Here is an 18,698-nt window from a genome sequence, read left to right as displayed (position 1 = left end):
GTTGCGGCATCATACCGTGCCAGCCGCCCAGCGAATGCCCTGGCGCGGCGCGTTCCGTGACGGCCGCGCCAAGGCATTCAACACCGCGCCTACTGCGTCGCACACTCCACCTTGCGATCAAACTCGGTGCCCAGTACGACCGAGGTGATCGCAAGCGTTGTGCCCTTTCCGGCGCGCAGCGCAAACGGCACGTTCAAGCGGCTCATGTCTGCCCCGGCCTTGGCCAGGCACTTGAGGGGAACGCCCAGCCTGATCCACTCATTGCGCGGCGCCGCCGACAGCGCAGGGCCCAGCGCAACCTCGGCAGCACACGCCGCCCCGCAGGTGGTACCGAGTGTCACTGCGGATTCCGCCGGGAGCTGTTCGACACGCACGGTCGTTACCACGGAGAGCTCGCCGTTGGTCTCGCGCGACCAGTCCAGCGGAGTATTGGCCTGCAACGCCACCGTGGCCGGCGCCCGGAAACTGAACTGACGTGCGCCCTCCTGCACATCGGTATTGATCGCGACCATCGCCAGTGACTGGTCGGCAGTTGTTGCATTGGGATGCACGACATCGGTCGATTCGCCATTGGCGGCAGTCAGGCGAAGCATCAGGCCGGTGCCGGCCACACCACGATCGAACAGGGTACCGCTGCCCGCGGCGTCCGGATCAATGCCCGGGTCCTCGGAAAGAGCAGGCAGGTTTCCCTTGTCGCCATAGGTCAGGCCGTATCCGAAGGCGAACTGCGGGTCGTAGTCCTTCTGCCCCACGTTGTTCTGGTACTGGTTGGCGCGGCGTGGCCACGAGAAGCTCAACTTTCCGCGGAAATCGTGCTGCACCCGGCCATCGGCCCCGCGCAGAAGGACATCGGCCACGCCGGCACCTTCCGATCCGGGCAGCCAGGCGGCCACGAAGGCGTCGGCTACATTGATTTCGCGGTTGAGCCACAGCGGGCGCCCACCCAGGAAGACCGCGACAACCGGAATGCCGTCGGCCTTCAAGCGCTGCATCAGTTCCAGGTCGCCGGACTTGCCGTTCTTGAACATCAGATTCGGCAGGTCGCCCTGGAACTCGGCGTACGGCTCTTCGCCGAACACCACGATGGCCACATCGGGACGGTTGCGGTAACGACCATCGGCCACCAGCTCGGCCTGTCCGCCGCCCGATCTGACCTGTGCCTCCAGCCCTTCCCAGATCGTTTCAGCATTAGGGAAGTCCTCGCGTCGCGTGCCATCGCCCTGCCAGCTCAACGTCCAGCCGCCGGCTTGGCGGCCCATGTCGTTGGCGCCATTGCCGGCCACCAGCACGCGCTGCTTCGGCGACAGTGGCAGCAACTGGTTCTGGTTCTTCAGCAGCACCAGCGATTCGCGCACGGCCTGCCGCGCCACCTGGCGATGCGCCGGCGCCCCGAGCAGCTCGAACTTGCCGCCCAATGCGCGCTCGGACGGCCTGGGCTTGTCGAACAGGCCCATGCGCATCTTTACCCGCAGGATGCGGCGCACCGCGTCGTCCAACCGTGCCTCCGGCAGGCTGCCGTCCTTTACGTGGGCCAGCGTGCTTTCGTACATGCCTTTCCAGCTGTCCGGCGCCATCGCCATGTCCAGGCCGGCAACATAGGTCTTCGCGCAATCGGTGTTGGTGCAGCCCTTGATCTGGCCATGGCCGTTCCAGTCGCCGACCACGAAGCCGCCAAACGCCATCCGGCCCTTCAGCACATCGGTCAGCAATGGCTTGTGGCCGTGCATTTTCTCGCCATGGAAGCTGTTGAACGACGCCATCACCGATTGCGCACCGGCGTTGATCGCCGGCAGGTATCCGGCGGCATGGATGTCGCGCAATGCGGCCTCGCTGACCGTGGTGTTGCCCTGGTCCTTGCCGTTTTCGGTTCCGCCGTCACCGAGGAAATGCTTCACCGTTGTCATCACGTGGTGGTCATCAAGGAAGTCGGCCGCGCCGACCTTGCCCTGCAGGCCTTCGACGAATGGCCCCGCATAGCTCGCCACCAGCGCAGGGTCCTCGGAGTATCCTTCATAGGTACGACCCCAACGGTCATCCTGCGGAACCGCCACGGTCGGCGCGAACGTCCATTCCATGCCGGTCACGCGGGTTTCGGCTGCGGTGATCCTTGCGATCTCGCGCAGCAGTTCCGGGTTGCGCGCCGCGCCCAGGCCGATGTTGTGCGGAAACAGGGTGGCGCCAACCACATTGCTCTGGCCATGCATCGCGTCGATGCCCCATATGATCGGGATGGCCTTGCCACCATTGCGCGTGTCCATCGAGGCTTCCCAGAACGCATCAGCCAGCGCCAGCCACTCGGCGGGCCTGGCGTTGTAGCGGCCACCCGGGTCGGACGCGCCACCAGCAAGGATTGAGCCCAGTCGGTACTTGCGCACGTCATCAGGCGTGACGCTGGCGATATCGCCCTGCACGATCTGGCCGACCTTCTCCTCCAGCGTCATCGACGCGATCAGTGCGTCGATGCGTTTCTCCATTGCCGGATCATTGGCCAGCGGCCACTTCGCCTTCGGCCAGTTGGCGGCTGTGATCGTGCCTGCTTCGTGCTGCGGGGCAGGGGCCGCGCCAATAGCCGGTGCCAGCGCCAAGGCGAGCGCGGCGGTCAGCATCAGGTGGTGTAGACGGAAACCGGGGTTGCGCTTCGCACGATCGGAATGACGGAAGTTCATGGGAACGATCATCTCGGATGGTTGGCTTGAAGGGGGCGTGCAGACCAGAAAGCAACCTGACAGCGTTGTCAGTCGAATTCGAGCATACCCAGCCCTTGAGACGATTGCTTGCTGCACAGCGGCATCGGATTTGAGGATAAAGTTGCATCTGCATCCACATCCCGTGGTGCAGGGTTCCGGTACAGATGGTGAGGCTATGACGGGCAGAGGGCGGGGGATGCCGGGACCTGAACAGGTACCCGCAGGCAGGCCGGGACGCGTGCGCATCGAGGATGTCGCGGCAACGGCCGGGGTCTCCATGAAGACCGTATCGCGCGTGCTCAACAACGAGCCGAACGTCTCCAAGAGTACGCGTGCCCGTGTTGATGCTGCAGTGGAAAAGCTGCGCTACCGACCCTTGCCCTCGGCGCGTGTCCTCGCCGGCCGGCGTTCCTACCTGATCGCGATGCTGTTCGACAATCCGTCCTCGAACTATCTGATGGAGATCGAGATGGGGGTGCTCGATGCCTGCATGGAACAGCACTACAACCTGATGCTGGCGCCGCTGATCTACGACGCAGCCGATATCGTGGAGAAGGTCGAGTCGTTGATCATGCAGTCGCAGCTCGACGGCGTGGTGCTGACGCCACCACTGACCGACGACAGCGCCCTGCTGGAGCGCTTGGTCGACCTGGGCATCCCGTATTCCAGCATTTCGGCAAAGGAACAGAACCGGAACGTGGGCGTGGTGGTGGACGAGATCGGCGCGGTGGTCGCACTGATCGCACACCTGGCCTCGCTCGGCCATACCCGCATCGCCCATATCAAGGGGCACGCCGCGCACGGCGCAAGCATGTGGCGCCTGGCAGGCTACCGTGAAGGCCTGCGCAGGGCGGGGCTGCGCTACGACCCCAGCCTGGTGCTGGAGGGCGAGTTTTCATACGAATCAGGCTACAACGGTGCCAACGCGCTGCTTGATCGACCTGATCGGCCGACCGCCATCTTCGCCGCCAACGACGATATGGCGGCGGGGGTCATCTGCGCGGTGTTCGAGCACGGCCTTTCGGTGCCGGGCGACATCTCGGTCTGTGGTTTCGATGACACGCCGATTGCCCGCCAGATCTATCCGGCGTTGACCACCGTCTGCCAGCCCACCCGTGAGATGGGCCGGCGCGCGGCCATGGAGCTGATCAAGGAAGTGCGCGAGCTCGGTAGCGGTGGCGTGGTCGATATTGACTACGCCCTGCAGGTCCGGCGATCCACGGGACCGGTCCGTCACGATTGAAAGCGCTCCAGCGGCCGGCCGGCGCGATCCGCAGGCCGCGCTGGCAGGGCGGGGGCGCGCCTCAGTGGCCCCCTTCGGTCGCCAACCGCTCCAGGTCAACGCCCTGGCGACGCAGCGTACGGCCGGCCGCCCAGGCGTAGAAGGCGAGATAGCAGAAACACAGCACGCCGATGATGAAGCTGTAGTGCACACCGACCTTGTCGGCAAGTGCACCCTGCGCCCAACTGACGACGCCGCCGCCCATGATCATCATGATCAGCAGACTGCTTGCCTGATTGGTGTGGCGGCCCAGGCCGGAGATGGCCAGGGTAAAGATGCAGGGCCACATCGTGCTGCAGAACAGCCCGACACTGATGAAGGCGATCACACTGATCATTCCGGTGGTGAACATGCCGACCAGCTGCGCCGCAATGCCACACACGGCGAAGTACAGCAGCATGCGCGATGGACTGCCCTTGCTGGCCAGGGTGGCGATGATCATCAGGACGATCACCGGCGCGTAGTGGAAGAACTGTGCGGAGTTGTGGCCAGAGATCGCGTTGACGGCAAGGTAGATGGCGAATGCAATGAACGGCAACACCAGCATCAGGAGCTTCTGCGTGCCCGCGCGCACGTCGAACGCGCCGGCGGCACCACCCCAGCGGCCGATCATCAGGCTGGCCCAGTACAACGACACGAACGGGGCGATCACCGAGGTTTCCAGGCCCAGTCCGCCCTTGCTCAAGGGCTGTTCAAGGTAGGCCGGAAGATTGTCGATGGTCGATACCTCCACGCCGACGTAGAGGAAGATCGCGATCATGCCCATGACCAGCTGCGGGTAAGCAAGCGCAGATCTGCGGTCTGTCTGGTGATCTGCCCCGGTTACGCCTGCGGGGACCGTCGCGGACAGCTCGACATGATTGGGCACGCTCGAGAACCGCAGCAGCACGGCCACCAGTACGAAGGCGGCGCCCAGTACCAGGTACGGTATCTTTACGCTCTCGATGCTGGCCTCTGTATTGCCCGCTGACACACTGCCGAAGATGGCAATGCTCACCAGCAGTGGGCCTACTGTTGCCCCCAGGTTGTTGACGCCGCCGGCCATGGTCAGGCGCTGCGATCCGGTGGCCGGATCACCCATGATCACCGCCAGCGTATTGGCCGCGATCTGCTGGAGCGAGAAGCCCAGGCCCACGATGAACAGGCCGGACAGCATCAGTGCAAACGAGCCGGTGTTGGCTGCTGGATAGAAGAGCAGGGCGCCCAGTGCCGAGACCAGCAGGCCGATGCAGATGCCGTTGCGATAGCCCACCCGATGCAGCAGGTCGCTGCCGATGGCGCGGGAGACGGCGATGTAGATCAGTGAACCAGCGGTGTAGGCAACGTAGAAAGCCATCGCCACGTACATGCTCTGCGCCTGGCTGAGATGGAACGCCTTCTTGAACACCGGAATGAGGATGCCGTTGCTTGCGGCAACGAAGCCCCAGAAGAAGAAGACCGTGATGAGTACACCGAACTGCGACCAGCGGGTTGTGTGTTTCATGATTCTCATGTCATGTCGTACAGGACGACGCCCTGCGCGTTGACGCACAGGACGGGAACAGGTGGTTGCGTGGGGAGGGCCGGCGAACCCGGCCCTCCTTCATGGGGTTGTTGCTCAGAACTGGTAACGCAGGCGCAGGCCGTAGCTGCGCGGATCGTTCAGGAAGCGAACGTTGATGCCCGATCCGACCAGCGCCTTCTGCGAGACGTCGTTGCCGAGCAGGTTGTTGCCCCATGCTTCGACCCGCCAGTTGCCGCTCAGTGACGTAAACCCGATGCCGGCGTTCAAGGTGGTCTCGCCGCGCTGACGGTCCGGGAAGCCTGCGGCAGCAGCGCTCTGCGTGCGGTCATGAACCAGTTCGCCAGTGACCGGATCCTTGCGGATGAACTCCACGTCCCGGTTGTTGTACTGGGTCAGGAAGAAGGCCGAGCGGTACGAGGCCAGCAACTGCCAGTCGAAGGTACCGAAGCGCAGCTCGGTCGTGTGCTGCAGGCGCACGTTGAAGGTGAGCTTCGAGGCCAGCGGCAGTTCATTGCCGGACAGGTCGATCAACGAAGTGGCACCACCGGCGTCGTAGTTCTGGCTGCGGACATCGGCGACGGTGCCGCGCTTGATCTCACTATCCATCCAGAGTGCATTGATGTTGACCATGAAGTTGTGCGGGAAGCGCAGGCTGCTTTCCGCCTCCAGGCCATACACCGCCGACTTGCCGACATTGCGGTTGACCAGCGCATAGCCAGTGGCTTCGCCAGTGGTCGGGTTGGTGGCGATCACCGCCAGGTCCTGGAACACCTGGTCGCTGTAGTCGTAATAGAAGCCGCTGACGTTGAAGGTCGAGGTTCGGCCCAGCATCTGGAACGAGTTCTTGCTGCCGATTTCGTAGGCAATGATCGATTCGGGCTTGAACGTCTCCGGAATCTCCTTCGGATCGAACGTGTCGTTGAAGCCGCCCGCCTTGTGGCCGGTCGACACCAGGCCGTACAGCAGGCTGTCGTCGCTCACGTCGTACTCGAAACCCGCGCGCCAGTCGGTAAAGCTGAACTTGCTCTTGCCGAACTGCTGGGCAGGAATCGCGCTGACCTGGGCCCAGCTCTGGTACGGGCAGTCGACGGTGTCGCCGCCGATGTCGGGACGATCCACACACCCGAAGGGGCCGCCGTCGGGCACCGCACCGATCTGCTGCAGCAACGTATCATTGCGACCGTGGCGCAGCACGCCCTGCAGCAGGAAACGGGCCATCTCGGCTTGCGAGGTGATGTTGCTGACATCAAAATTCGGGCGGCTCATGAAGGCCGGCTCGAAGCCCGGCGTTCCCAATCGCGTGGCGAAGTCGCCGCCCTGGCCGGGCAGGCCCAGCGACCAGTTGCCACCGATGCCGTAACGCGACTTCTTCTCTTCGGAGTAGCGCAGGCCGCCCTTCAACCGCAGGCGATCTGTGACGTCGAAGGTGCCGTCGGCAAATATCGCCGAAGATTTGCCGTTGACCTTGGGCATGGTGAACTCGGTGCCCGAGTACCAGCGTCCCTTGTCGACCAGCGAGAGATAACCGACCCGCTGGTCCTCGTTGAAATGGAACAGGCCGGTGGTCCAGCGCAGCCGTTCGTCCTGATCCGACGTGAACCGCAGCTCATGCACCTGCGACTCCGACTCGGTCAGCCAATACTGCGTGGAGTAGTTGTCGTAGTCGATGCCACCCGGGTTGCTGGGCGATACCGGATCGATGTTGCGGCCCGGCCAGAGGATGCCTTCGCTCTGCGCATTGGTCTGGCGGTAGTCCACGTTGCGGTAGCTGCCGTTGTACTCCACCGCCACCTTGCCGAAGTCGTAGGAAATGCTGGTCTGCGCCCCCCAGTTGGTGCTGTCGAGCTTGCCCTGCGCGCCACGGTAGATGATCTTGCGCAGGTCGACATCGTCCGGCAGATAACCGGCCTTCGCGGCAGTGTAGACGTTGGCACCGGGATAGCCCGTGCCGCCTTCCTTGCCGATGTCGGCCATGGCGAAGATCGAGAGCTTGTCATCCGGCTGGTACAGGAACGACAGGCGTGCGCCGCGATCATCCTGCACGCCTGCCGGTTCCAGGTCCTGCGCGCGCCCCGCATTCTTGAACGGAGAGTCCTTCTCCACCTTGTAGCCGGCCACGCGGAAGGCCGCGCCACCGCCGATCGGCAGGTTCAGTGCGAACTCGCCACCCCGGTGGTCACGATTACCCACTTCGGCCTGTACATATCCGCCGAAGGCTTCCAGGTCGGGGCGCTTGGTGATGATGTTAAGCGTGCCGGCCAGTGCATTTCGACCGCGCAGCGTGCCCTGCGGGCCCTTGTTGATCTCCACGCGTTCGACATCGTAGAACATGCCGCCCAGACCGCGCGGTCGCGCAATGTAGGCCCCGTTGATGTGAGGCGCGGCGCCCGGATCACCCAGCTCGGTATTGTTCGAAGAGCCCACGCCGCGGATGAAGATCTCCAGGTTGCCTTCCTGGTTGGCCATGCTCATGCCCGGCACCAGGGCCTGGATGTTGCGCAGCTCATTGTTGATGCCCAGCGCACGCGTATCGTCCGCGGAAATTGCCTGGGCGGTACCTGCATATTTCTGCAGGTCCTGTTCCCGGCGTTCGACAGTGACGATGACGGCGTCCAGCGTTGAGGCCTCCCGTGCCTCGCTGGTGGTGGTGGAGCTGGTTTCCTTGGCTGTTTGCGCTGCGACCGGCAGCGCTGCAGTGGCGGTGACGATGGTGGCAAGTACTGCCTGTGCGAGTGTGCTCTTCCTGAAATGGCCGGTCATAGGGTCCCTCTCTCCCCATAAGTGATGTCTGGACGTTCCCGCGCCACGCGCCGGACGTGGGCTCTTGTAAGCGCCGCCTGACAACGCTGTCAATCAGAATGAACGATGGATGACCAGATGCTCGGGAAATCAGGCAGTTGAGCGATCAGCAGGGCTGCCTGGCACGCCGCATTTGCTGCAATGCGAAACGAAATCGAGCGGCGTTGCGCCCTGCCTGCGACTGCAACGGCCGGATCGGAACCATCAGAAAGCGGGCCGGCAGCAAGGGCCATCGGCTTCGCGTATCCGCTGGCGGGCTACGGGGCCATGCGGGTCGCGTGGTGCTGATGCTGCCACGTGGCCGGGCATGACTTCAGGCACTCGGCTGTGACTACAGTTGTAGTCAATGTGAGCAGGCATTCACCGGAAGAGCTGCCCATGAAAACTGCACGATGGTTGTCCGGCTTCGCGGCCTTGATGCTGGCCCTCCCTGCACTGGCCAGCACGACCACCACGGCCGACGCCGTCGCGATGATCGAACGCAACGCCCGTGCCGCGCATTCCGCCGCGGTGCTTGTCTGGAAGGATGGAAAAACACTGCTGGAGCTACAGCCCGAGACCGGCGAGGAGCCGGTTCACCTCATGTCGGCCACCAAGTCGGTGGTCGCGCTGGCCATCATGCTCCTGCTGGACGACGGAAAACTGGCCTCGGTCGACGAGCCGGTAAGCAACATATTCGCGGAGTGGAAGCAGGGGCGGAAAAGGGACATCACGGTACGTATGCTGCTGGACCATACCTCTGGCCTGCAGAACGTGGCCAACGCGGGGGAAGAGCTGGAAGCTGCGCCGGACCTGGTCAAGCTCGCGCTGGCTGCAGAGCTGAGCAGCGATCCAGGCGCCACGTTCTCCTACAACAACAAGGCTACCAATCTGCTGCCCGGCATTGTCGAGCGTCTGGCAGGGGAACCGATGGATGCCTACCTTGAGGCGCGCCTGTTCAAACCGCTGGGCATTGCCCGATATACCTGGTTGAAGGACGGTGCGGGCACGCCATTGGGCATGGCCGGATTGTCGCTGAGTGCCCGCGATCTGGCGAAGATCGGGCAGCTGCTGATTGATGGCGGCGTGACTCCGGCGGGTACGCGCGTGTTGAGCGAGCGGTCGGTGGCGCTGCTGACTGGAGCAAGTGCCCGCTCCCCGGATGTTGGTCTTCTGTGGTGGCGCATTCCAGCATGGGAGCGTTATGAGCTGAAAGGCCAGATGGCCGGCTTCCTGGCGCAGCATGGGGTCAGCGCTCCGGTCCAGCAGGCATTGCTGGCCACCGAGGGCAGGGTATTCGACAGCAAGAGTGCATTGATTGCGGACGTGGCCGAACGACTTGGGGCGGACTGGCCGCAGCACTATGGCAGCGAGATCACCGGTCGTGGACTCAAGCTGTCCGACATGTTCGACATCCAACGCGGCCCGACCGTTGCCTACGCCGCCAACGGTTACCTGGGCCAGCACCTGGTCATCGTTCCGCAACAGCGAATGGTTGCCGTGCGCCTCATCCACCGACGCGACAGCCATCGCGCTCCACTGGATGACTACGCGACATTCCCGGCGGATGTACTCAAGCTGGCCCAGGCGCTTCAGTGAACGGAGGAGCCGGGCCTGCGCCCGGATCCTCGTCCGCTACTTCGTGCTGCTGGCCGGCGTGGCAGATCTGGCAGGGCGCGCCACTACTTCGGCATCAGCACGGTATCGACAACGTGGATGACGCCGTTGGATTGGTTGACGTCGGCGATGCTGATGCCCGCTTTGCCACCCTTGGCGTCGATCACCCACAACGTGCCGTCGTGAAGCGCCACGGTAAGCGGCTCGCCTTGCACTGTCTTCAGCGTGGCTTTTCCACCGTGCTTCCTGGCATCGGCCAGGAGCTGGGCGGAACTGAAGCGTCCTGGGACCACGTGGTAGGTGAGGATCCGGGTGAGCTGCGCCTTGTTTTCAGGCTTCACCAGTGTGTCGACCGTACCTGCTGGAAGCTTGTTGAAGGCCGCATTGGTGGGCGCAAAGACGGTAAAGGGACCGGCGCCATTGAGGGTCTCGACCAGGCCTGCGGCCTTGACCGCTGCCACCAGAGTGGTGTGATCCCTGGAGTTCACGGCGTTCTCAACGATGGTCCTGGTCGGGTACATCTCGGCCCCGCCAACCATTACGGGATCTGCGGCGAAGCTGGCGGAAGCGGCTGAGACGAGTACGGCGAAGCTGACTGCGGCGGCGATGCGCTGAAGAGCGTTCACGGTGCGTTCCTCGATGGGATGCCCGCACAGCGCGGGCATCCTACATACGGCTGGCGGACGCGCTTGGATGCACCGATTGCAGGCCTGGTTAGCCAGGGGGAGAGCCTTGATGCGCATCGAATTTTTCCCGGCAGCGCCGGAATTCCTCGGCGTGTCCCACGACCCAGGTCCACATCGGGATCATAAGAACCAGCAGCTCCCTGCCCAGCGGAGTGATGGTGTACTCCACGCGCGGCGGAACCTCACGGAAATCCTGCCTATGGATCAGTCCGTCCCTTTCAAGCTGACGCAGGGTACGCGTCAGCATGCGCTGCGTGATTCCTTTCATCCGCCGCGCCACATCGGCGTGACGCAGTGTTCCGTAGACCCCCAGGGCGTGAATGATGCCCAGCGACCAGCGGCTGCCGGCATGCGCGAGCACCTCGCGGCGCAGACCGTCGTCGTCCGCGCTCATGCCGTCGCATATCGATTGTGAATGTCGCAGAAGCTCATCGGAGCTCATGAACGGCGCGGTCGGTATCATCGGTGTGCCTTCTTACGTGGCAACGAGGGAGGGGCGCAGAATCACCGCCATCGTACACACAGATGGTGGTTTCAATGTCTCCCCCGATTGTTTCCCGCTCAATCCTGGTGCTGGGCGCCGGCGAACTCGGAATGCCCGTCATCCGCAACCTGGCCCGGCTCGCGGTCGTGCATGACGCAAGCATCAGCGTCATGCTGAGGCCTGCGTCGATTGATTCCACGCTACCGGACAAGCGTACGGTCATTGACCAGATCCGCTCGCTGGGAGTGGCCCTCGTTCCTGGCGACCTGGTCACTGCCACGGTCGATGAGCTGGCTGATCTGTTTTCCGGTTATGACACGGTCATCGGCTGCACCGGCTACGCTGCCGGCCGCGACACTCCCATGAAGGTAGCGCGCGCCGCCGTGAAGTCGGGCATTCCCAGGTACTTCCCTTGGCAATTCGGGGTCGACTTTGACGCCATCGGACGCGGCGGGCCGCAGGATCTTTTCGACGCCCAGCTGGATGTACGCGACTATCTCCGCTCGCAGGCCGAAATGGACTGGGTGGTCATTTCCACCGGCATGTTCACCAGCTACCTCTTCGAGCCGGAGTTTGGCGTCATCGATCTTCCCGGCAGAAAGGTCAATGCACTTGGAACTGCCTCCAATGCAGTTACGCTGACCACACCGGAGGACATCGGTGCAATGACTGCACAGATCGTCTTCCACTCGCCCCCCCTTCGAAACGAGATCGTCTATCTTGCGGGAGACACGCTCCGTTACGAGGAGCTGCCCGCAATCCTTGAGGAACACTTCGGTGTTCCGTTCAAGCTGATCGTGTGGAGCGTTCCCCAGCTGATGGAGGAGCTTGCCGGTGACCCATCAAACATGATCAGGAAGTACCGTGCCGCCTTCGCCCAGGGCAGGGGCGTCTCCTGGAGCCTGGACGGGACGTTCAATGCCAGCGTCGGCGCGAAACTGGAGGGCGTCGACGACTGGCTGAAAGCCAACTCCGGGACCTGATGAGCCGTTGATCGATAATCGCGCGGACGAAAACGGACTCTCCTACAGACTCCAATCGACCCGCAGGCCGGCAATCAGCGCATTCGGCAGATCATGCTGGCGTGCGGGTTCGTTGAACTGGTCCGGATGTACGATGTAGTGCAGGTTCGGTGCAATCCGCAGCTGCGGGGTGACCTGGATCCCATAGCTCAACTCCATCATCACCTGGCTCCCGTGCGGGGTGCCGCTGCCACCCGCTGCGGCACGGGCAAGGCGCAGGTTTTCCAGCGCGATGCCGCTGTACTTCTGCTGGGTCACCACGAAGGCGATGCTGTCCTGCGGTCGGCTTGCGAACGTGCCTTTCTGCACCAGGCCGGCCTGCAGGAAGTGATCCTCGATCAACTGGCCGGAGGTGCCCTTGAGCGCCGCACCGAACAGGGTCAGGCCACGGCCGGCACCATCACTGGTGAGCTGCTGTTCGAAGCGGGCGAACGCGCCGGAGCGACCGTGACGTCCTGCGTACTCCTGGCCACTGAGCAGCGCGGGAATGCCGTTGGCATCGCGCAGCGGGTCGCGATAGGTCGAGTTGTCCTGCCAGCCACCGAGCTCGTACTTGGCTTTCAGGCGCGCCGACGCAGGGCTGCGCCAGCCGATCGTGTACGGCACGATCCACCCGGTGGCCTGGTTCGTACTCCATTTCAGGCCGTGCTGGCCGTCCTCGGCCTGGCTCGGGTCGACCTGGTACGCGCCGACGCGAACGTAGACATCCGGCGTCACCCAGACCGTGGCATCGGCCATCCAGCTCGATACCGGCCACCAGGTGAAACTGCTGGTGCGGAACACATAGGTCGGGTTGCCGCAGGCCGAGTTGCCCTGGAAGTACTGGCACAGCTCCGAACCGAGATGATGGATGTTGGCGACGCTGCGCCCGGCTTCCAGCACCAGTCGGTCGTTCAGCAGTTTCTGCTCGAGCGTCAGATTGGCCAGGCGCGTGCCCTGGCCGCCGTAGATTTCCTGCACCGAGGTGCTGTTGCCCGTGCTGCTGTTGGCGAGATTGGTGCCGTGGCGGTTGATGCCGTAGGCCTTGATCGTTGCACCTCGCCAGCCAAACGCAGCGTCCAGGTCCACATCGGCGCCGAACATCAACTGGCCGGCATACGCCGTGCCGCTGCGCTTGCCGCCGTCGAGCGTGGCAGCCGCTTCGCCGGTGTACGCCAGCTTTGGGATGAAGACCTCGCTCGCGTCGGTGGCTGCGGCCACAGTCGGCAGGGCCAGCAGGATCGTCACCGGCAACAGGCGGCGGGAAGGCGAGGTCATGGGCGAGATTCCTTTTACAGGGCGGGAGCCGTGACCGGCTTCTTGAGGACGCGCAGCGCAACCGCGGTGACAGCCACGCCGGCCACCAGCGCCAGCAGGTAGATGCCAAGGTGGGTGACCGCGTTCGGGATCGGCAGCACGAACACACCGCCGTGCGGTACCTTCAGCTCAACACCAGCTGCCATCGAAATCGCACCGGCCACCGCAGAACCAAGGATCAGCGCCGGAATGGTGCGCAGCGGATCGCGTGCGGCGTAAGGGATCGCACCTTCAGTGACAAAACTGAGGCCAAGCACGCCTGCGGCACCGGCGGTGCCGCGCTCCTCGGCGGTGAAGCGGTTGCTGAACAGCCATGTCGCCAGCGCGATACCCAGTGGCGGCGTCATGCCGCCGATCATCGTCGCCGCCATCGGCGTATAGACCTGGCTGGAGATCAATGCGGTGGAGAAGGCATAGGAAGCCTTGTTGACTGGCCCACCCATGTCCACTGCCATCATTCCACCCAACAACAGGCCGAGCAGGATCGCGCTGCTGCCCTGCATGCCGCGCAGCCAGTCGGTCAGCCACGCCAGCAGCCCGGCGACCGGCGTACCGATCACGTACATCATCAACAGGCCGACCAGCAGTGTGCCCAGCACTGGCAGGATCAGCACCGGCTTGAGGCCTTCCAGGCTGCGCGGCAGCCGCAGCGCACGGTTGATCCAATGCACGCCGTAGCCAGCGATGAAGCCGGCGAGGATGCCGCCGATGAAGCCTGCATCCATGTTGACCGCAACCAGTCCACCGATCATGCCGGGCGCGATGCCGGGCCGGTCGGCGATGGAGTAGGCGATGTAACCGGCCAGCGCCGGCACCATCAACATGAAGCCGGACTTGGCGCCGATCTGGAACAGCGACCACGCCAGCGTTCCCTTGTGCGCGTCATCGAAGGCATAGATGCCGCCGAGTGCGAACGCCAGTGCGATCAGCAGGCCACCGGCAGTGACGAACGGCAGCATGAACGACACGCCGGTCATCAGGTGCTTGTAGGGACCGGTGGCCCTGGTTTTCTCGGCCGTGCGGCCCGGAGTCGCGGTGCCCGCCTGCACGCCGGCCTCGGCCAGTGCCTTGCGGATCAGGTTCTGGCCGTCGTTGATCGCCGGCTTGGTGCCGCTCTTGAACAGGCGCTTGCCAGCGAAGCGCGACAGATCGACTTCACGATCGGCGGCAATCAGCACCAGATCGGCGGCCGCGATTTCCTCGTCGCTCAACGCGTCCTGCGCGCCCACCGAGCCTTGGGTTTCCACCCGGATCGCGTATCCCAACGCCTTGGCCGCCTGCTGCAGGCCTTCGGCCGCCATGAACGTGTGGGCGATGCCGGTCGGGCAGGAGGTGACGGCGACGATGTGCTTGCCGGTGCCTGCCGTGGTTGCGGCCGCCAACGGTGCCAGCGCTGCAAGTGGATCGTCCAGTACTTCGCCGAGGCTCGCGCGCACGATCTGGGCGTTGCCGAAGCGGGAGCTATCCGCCTCGCCGTCACCCACAAGCAGCAGCTGTGTCGCGGCGGAAGCATCTGCGGCGGGCAGCGCGCCGGTCACGCCCTGATCGCTGCGGATTTCGATCATCAGCTCGAGCCCGCGCTGGCGGGCGGCGCGGCGTAGCGCTTCGGCGGCGAGAACCGCTTCGATGCTGCGATCGCCTGCGGCGATGACTACGGTGGAAACTTGCATGGGAACTCCTGGAATGCTTCGGGTTCGTCCGTGCAGGAGGCACTGTGCGCTGCTCGAAGCCAGCAACAGCGCCTCCTGCAGTCTCTCAATCCAACCGCTCGATCAATACGTCGCCGGTCCACTGGCGCACCTGCGCCGGATCCAGCCGTCGCGCGTCATCGCTTTCCAGGCGGCTCATCGAGAACGCCGTGGCCAATCGCGCACAGCCGGCCAGATCGAAGGAGGGCTCCAGCAGTGCGGCAGCGATACCGGCTACCATGGCGTCGCCTGCACCGACCGTACTGCCCTGCGCCAAATGCGCTGGTCGCGCGACCAGCGCGCCGCCGCGATCAATGAACAGCGCGCCGTCGATGCCCATCGAGATCGCTACGAGCGCGATCCCGCGTTCGACCAGGGCCACGCCCGCCGCCTGCATGGCGTTTCGATCCGGCAACGGCGTGCCGGTCCAGGCCTCCAGTTCGTGGCGATTGGGCTTGACCGCGTAGGGCAGTGCGCCTTGTGCGCCGCTCAATGCAGCCACAAGTGCGTCGCCGCTGGTGTCCAGCAGCACGCGCGCACCGGCGGCGCCGGCCTGTGCCTGCAAGCGCGCCCATGCGTCGGCCGGCAGCCCGGACGGCAGGCTGCCGGACAGCACCACCGGCAGGTTCGGCTGCAGCAGGGCGGCGAGCCGGCGCGACACCGCGTCCAGGTCGGCGTTGCCGAGTGCCAGCCCGGGCAGGTTGATGTCGGTGGTCTCGCCGCCATCCTCTTCGACCAGCTTGATGTTGGTGCGGGTGCAGCCCGGAACACGCAGGCAACCGTCGGCGATGCCACGCGCCGAGAACAGCGCACGGAACACGCCGTCGTTGCCGTCGCCGAGCACGCCCAGAGCCGTTGTCAGCACCCCCCAGTCGGCCAGGCAGGCGGCAACGTTGATGCCCTTTCCACCCGCATCGTCGTGGCTGCTGCGGGCGCGGTGCACCTGGCCCGGGTGCAGGCGCGCCAGGCGCACGGTCTGGTCGATCGCCGGGTTGAGGGTGATGGTGACGGCGTTCATGCGCGGGCTCCGTCTAGGGCGCGCACCTGCTCAGCGGTTTCGCAGTCCAGCGCCGTCGCGGCCAGCGTTCGCAGATCGGCCAGCGCGTTGCCACGCAGCCGCGCCTTCACGGCCGGGATGTCGTTCGGGGTCATCGACAGTTCGTCCACGCCCAGGCCGGCCAGCAGCAGTGCGCCGAACGGATCGCCGGCCAGTCCGCCACAGACACCCACCCAGCGCCCATGCAGGCGTGCGCCATCGACCGTGGCGCGGATCGCGCGCAGCACCGCCGGGTGCAGGCTGTCGGCCTCCGCCGCTAGTTCCGGGTTCTGGCGGTCGATCGCCAGCACGTACTGGGTCAGGTCGTTGGTACCAATCGAGAAGAAGTCAGCGTGGCGGGCCAGTACATCGCTCTGCGCGGCAGCGGCCGGCACTTCGATCATGATGCCGATCGGAACGTCGGGTGCCTCGAGTTCGGCGCGCAGGCGCTCGCAGATGGCCCGCAGAGCGACCAGCTCGCTCACCGAGGTGATCATCGGGAACATGATGGACAGGCGTCCGCCGTCTTTCGCCGCGCGGTACAGCGCACGCAGCTGCGGCTCCAGCAGGTCCGGCCGGCGCAGCAGCAGGCGCGCGCCGCGCACCCCCAGGAACGGGTTTTCCTCATGCGGCAGCTCCAGGTGCGCCACCTGCTTGTCGCCGCCGATGTCGAGCGCGCGGACGATCAACGGACGGCCGTCGAGCGCCTTGGCCATGGCCAGATAGGTGGCGTACTGCTCATCTTCGCTGGGCGTGCTGCCACGCTCGAGGAACAGGAACTCGGTGCGCATCAGGCCAACACCTTCCGCACCCTGCTCAAGCGCCAGCGGCACCTGGTCGGGCAGGTTCACGTTGGCGCCGATGTCGATGCGATGGCCATCGGTGGTCTGCGCCGGCTGCGCGCGTTGAGCGGCTTCGCGTGCGCGGATCTTCTGCTGCTCGGCGATCCAGGCGCGTGCCGAAGCAAGATCGGCCTCGGAAGGGGACAGATAGAGCCGCCCGCTGCTGCCGTCGATGATCGCCTCGCGGCCGGCCTGGATCGCCAGCAGTTCGGCGCCACCGGCAACCAGCGCCGGCAGGCCGAGCGTGCGCGAAAGGATGGCGGTGTGCGAGGTCGGCCCGCCCTGCGCGGTGGCCAGGCCAATCACGCGGTTGGTATCCAGGTGGGCCGTGTCTGATGGCGACAGGTCGGCCGCGAGCAGGATGCACGGGTGCGCGGGCAGGTCGGACAGGCCATCACCGGCGGCAGCAGGATCCAGCAGCGACAGTACGCGGCGGCCAACGTCACGCAGGTCGGCAGCGCGGCCGGCCAGCACCGGGTTGCCCAGCGCCGCCAAGCCCGAGGCGATCTGTTCGATGGCCTGGTGCCAGGACCACGCGACGCCATGGCCTTCGACCATCAGCTGGCAGGTGCGGGTGATCAGGTCGGTGTCGTCCAGCAGGGCCGCGTGGGCCTTGAAGATCGCTGCATCCGAGGCGCCGAGCCGGCGCTGGGTGTCGTCCTGCAGCGCCGCCAGCTGTTGCCGGGTGCGGCTGAGTGCATCCTGCAGGCGTGCGCCGCCCTCGCCGAGCGGGGCGGGGCGATCGGCAACATCAGCCTGCGCGCTGGCCAGTACATGCACCGGACCGATGGCCAGCCCGGGGCTGGCGCCGATACCAACGATGGCAGCCTGTGCTTCGGGTGGATTCCAGCCCGCGACCGGCGCCGCCTTTCGCTGTGCTGCACGCTCCGCATCGGCCTTTTCCTGCGCCACCAGCCCGTCCATGGTCTTGCGTAGTGCAGCCAGCAATGCGGGGGCATCGGCGCCTTCGGCAGAAACACGCACGGCATCGCCCTCGCGAAGCCCGAGCTGCAGCAGCGCCACCAGACTCTTGGCATCGGCCGCCTGATCGCCCGCGCGCACCTGGGCCCGGGCCGTGAAACCCCGCGCCGTCTCAGCCCAGCGCGTGGCCGGGCGCGCGTGCAGTCCGCTGGGGTAAGCGATGGACCAGTCGAAGTGCTCGGCCAGGTCCGCCACCGCCACGTGAGCGACAGAGGCTGCGACATCACTGGCGAGCGCATTGACGATGTCGCTCGCATCGGGGGTGGTGAACAACCGCTGCAGCGCGGCCTCGTCCTGGATCAGACGGGTCAGCCTGCGCAGCAGGGTGATGTGGGTATCGGACTGGGCGGCAATGCCAACCACCAGGCGGGTGACCTGGCCCGGGTTCCATTCCACGCCTTCCGGCAACTGCAGCACCGCAATGCCGTCGCGGCGCACCAGGTGGCGGTCCTCGCCGAGCCCATGCGGGATCGCCACGCCATGGCCGAGGAAGGTGTTCGCCAGCGCTTCGCGGCGTCCCATGCTGGCCTCGTAGCCCGGCGCCACGCAGCCGGCAGCGACCAGCATCTGGGCCACCTGGGCGATGGCATCGGTCTTGTCCTGTGCCCGCGCGTCCAGGCGGATCAGTTCCCGGCTGACGGGGGAAGGGGAGGTCAGGGGCGACAAAGCGGGCTCCGGGAGAGATGGCTGGGGCATATTGGGAACGTTCCCACCGCACATTTCAATGTGCAGTGCACAAAAAGCCAATAGTGCTTTGGGGTTAGCATTGTCCTGTACAGCCATCCGGCCATGAAC

The 18,698-nt window shown here is 65.1% G+C and carries 13 protein-coding genes; 3 read left to right on the top strand and 10 right to left on the bottom strand.

Annotated elements, in window-relative coordinates:
• Positions 1-89: 89 nt before the first annotated feature.
• Complete coding sequence (locus HLA98_RS07210) at positions 90-2,666, bottom strand: glycoside hydrolase family 3 protein (RefSeq protein ID WP_057501720.1); 2,577 nt, start codon at positions 2,664-2,666, stop codon at positions 90-92.
• 217 nt (positions 2,667-2,883) lie between these two features.
• Here HLA98_RS07210 and HLA98_RS07205 point away from each other — a divergent pair, with 217 nt between their 5' ends.
• Positions 2,884-3,930 carry a LacI family DNA-binding transcriptional regulator gene (locus HLA98_RS07205; protein WP_049447918.1) on the top strand — a complete coding sequence of 349 codons (1,047 nt, stop codon included), beginning with the start codon at positions 2,884-2,886 and terminating at the stop codon, positions 3,928-3,930.
• Between the two features lie 61 nt (positions 3,931-3,991).
• Here HLA98_RS07205 and HLA98_RS07200 read toward each other — a convergent pair whose 3' ends face one another.
• The 3 genes from HLA98_RS07200 to HLA98_RS07190 all read right to left on the bottom strand — a co-directional run bounded on the left by HLA98_RS07200 (position 3,992) and on the right by HLA98_RS07190 (position 8,505).
• Positions 3,992-5,500, bottom strand: coding sequence for an MFS transporter (locus tag HLA98_RS07200; protein WP_265340561.1), 1,509 nt, complete (start codon positions 5,498-5,500; stop codon positions 3,992-3,994).
• A 66-nt stretch (positions 5,501-5,566) separates the two neighbouring features.
• Positions 5,567-8,233, bottom strand: coding sequence for a TonB-dependent receptor (locus tag HLA98_RS07195; protein ID WP_057501722.1), 2,667 nt, complete (start codon positions 8,231-8,233; stop codon positions 5,567-5,569).
• Positions 8,234-8,322: 89 nt separating this feature from the next.
• Positions 8,323-8,505 (bottom strand): hypothetical protein, encoded by a 183-nt coding sequence (locus HLA98_RS07190; protein ID WP_129550521.1) that lies wholly within the window; start codon positions 8,503-8,505, stop codon positions 8,323-8,325.
• 145 nt (positions 8,506-8,650) lie between these two features.
• Here HLA98_RS07190 and HLA98_RS07185 point away from each other — a divergent pair, with 145 nt between their 5' ends.
• Positions 8,651-9,850, top strand: coding sequence for a serine hydrolase domain-containing protein (locus HLA98_RS07185; protein WP_232015527.1), 1,200 nt, complete (start codon positions 8,651-8,653; stop codon positions 9,848-9,850).
• An 83-nt stretch (positions 9,851-9,933) separates the two neighbouring features.
• Here HLA98_RS07185 and HLA98_RS07180 read toward each other — a convergent pair whose 3' ends face one another.
• Positions 9,934-10,533: a fasciclin domain-containing protein gene (locus HLA98_RS07180; protein ID WP_197596295.1), complete on the bottom strand. Its 600-nt coding sequence runs from the start codon at positions 10,531-10,533 to the stop codon at positions 9,934-9,936.
• Between the two features lie 49 nt (positions 10,534-10,582).
• A complete protein-coding gene (locus tag HLA98_RS07175; protein ID WP_232015528.1) occupies positions 10,583-10,948 on the bottom strand; it encodes a winged helix-turn-helix transcriptional regulator in 366 nt (121 codons plus the stop codon).
• Positions 10,949-11,091: 143 nt separating this feature from the next.
• On the opposite strand from HLA98_RS07175, the gene HLA98_RS07170 reads away from it, so the two are divergent.
• Entirely contained in the window at positions 11,092-12,021 is a 930-nt protein-coding gene (locus HLA98_RS07170; protein ID WP_057501762.1) for an aromatic alcohol reductase, read from the top strand.
• 42 nt (positions 12,022-12,063) lie between these two features.
• Here the strand turns inward: HLA98_RS07170 and HLA98_RS07165 are convergent, their stop codons facing one another.
• The 4 genes from HLA98_RS07165 to ptsP form a co-directional block, all read right to left on the bottom strand.
• Positions 12,064-13,317 (bottom strand): carbohydrate porin, encoded by a 1,254-nt coding sequence (locus HLA98_RS07165; RefSeq protein ID WP_057501724.1) that lies wholly within the window; start codon positions 13,315-13,317, stop codon positions 12,064-12,066.
• A gap of 14 nt (positions 13,318-13,331) precedes the next feature.
• Positions 13,332-15,026 (bottom strand): PTS fructose transporter subunit IIC, encoded by a 1,695-nt coding sequence (locus tag HLA98_RS07160; protein ID WP_057501725.1) that lies wholly within the window; start codon positions 15,024-15,026, stop codon positions 13,332-13,334.
• 85 nt (positions 15,027-15,111) lie between these two features.
• A complete protein-coding gene (locus tag HLA98_RS07155; RefSeq protein ID WP_057501726.1) occupies positions 15,112-16,062 on the bottom strand; it encodes a 1-phosphofructokinase family hexose kinase in 951 nt (316 codons plus the stop codon).
• Positions 16,059-18,599, bottom strand: a complete 2,541-nt coding sequence (ptsP, locus tag HLA98_RS07150; RefSeq protein ID WP_057501727.1) for a phosphoenolpyruvate--protein phosphotransferase — start codon at positions 18,597-18,599, stop codon at positions 16,059-16,061. Before ptsP ends, HLA98_RS07155 begins: the two co-directional genes overlap by 4 nt.
• Between the last annotated feature and the right edge of the window lie 99 nt (positions 18,600-18,698).

The sequence above is a fragment of the Stenotrophomonas africana genome (assembly GCF_013004645.1).
Classification (GTDB): Bacteria; Pseudomonadota; Gammaproteobacteria; order Xanthomonadales; family Xanthomonadaceae; genus Stenotrophomonas; species Stenotrophomonas africana.
Note: the sequence above shows the minus strand (reverse complement) of the source record. Positions and strands in the feature narration are given on the sequence as shown.

Bases quoted from the DNA above. Each gene is read 5' to 3' on its own strand.
- HLA98_RS07175 (WP_232015528.1), bottom strand. From the start codon at position 10,948: ATGAGCGCGGACGACGACGGTCTGCGCCGCGAGGTGCTCGCGCATGCC.
- HLA98_RS07155 (WP_057501726.1), bottom strand. From the start codon at position 16,062: ATGAACGCCGTCACCATCACCCTCAACCCGGCGATCGACCAGACCGTG.
- HLA98_RS07195 (WP_057501722.1), bottom strand. From the start codon at position 8,233: ATGACCGGCCATTTCAGGAAGAGCACACTCGCACAGGCAGTACTTGCC.
- HLA98_RS07180 (WP_197596295.1), bottom strand. From the start codon at position 10,533: ATGCCCGCGCTGTGCGGGCATCCCATCGAGGAACGCACCGTGAACGCT.
- ptsP (WP_057501727.1), bottom strand. From the start codon at position 18,599: ATGCCCCAGCCATCTCTCCCGGAGCCCGCTTTGTCGCCCCTGACCTCC.
- HLA98_RS07210 (WP_057501720.1), bottom strand. From the start codon at position 2,666: ATGAACTTCCGTCATTCCGATCGTGCGAAGCGCAACCCCGGTTTCCGT.
- HLA98_RS07160 (WP_057501725.1), bottom strand. From the start codon at position 15,026: ATGCAAGTTTCCACCGTAGTCATCGCCGCAGGCGATCGCAGCATCGAA.
- HLA98_RS07185 (WP_232015527.1), top strand. From the start codon at position 8,651: ATGAAAACTGCACGATGGTTGTCCGGCTTCGCGGCCTTGATGCTGGCC.
- HLA98_RS07205 (WP_049447918.1), top strand. From the start codon at position 2,884: ATGCCGGGACCTGAACAGGTACCCGCAGGCAGGCCGGGACGCGTGCGC.
- HLA98_RS07165 (WP_057501724.1), bottom strand. From the start codon at position 13,317: ATGACCTCGCCTTCCCGCCGCCTGTTGCCGGTGACGATCCTGCTGGCC.
- HLA98_RS07170 (WP_057501762.1), top strand. From the start codon at position 11,092: ATGTCTCCCCCGATTGTTTCCCGCTCAATCCTGGTGCTGGGCGCCGGC.
- HLA98_RS07190 (WP_129550521.1), bottom strand. From the start codon at position 8,505: ATGGCCCTTGCTGCCGGCCCGCTTTCTGATGGTTCCGATCCGGCCGTT.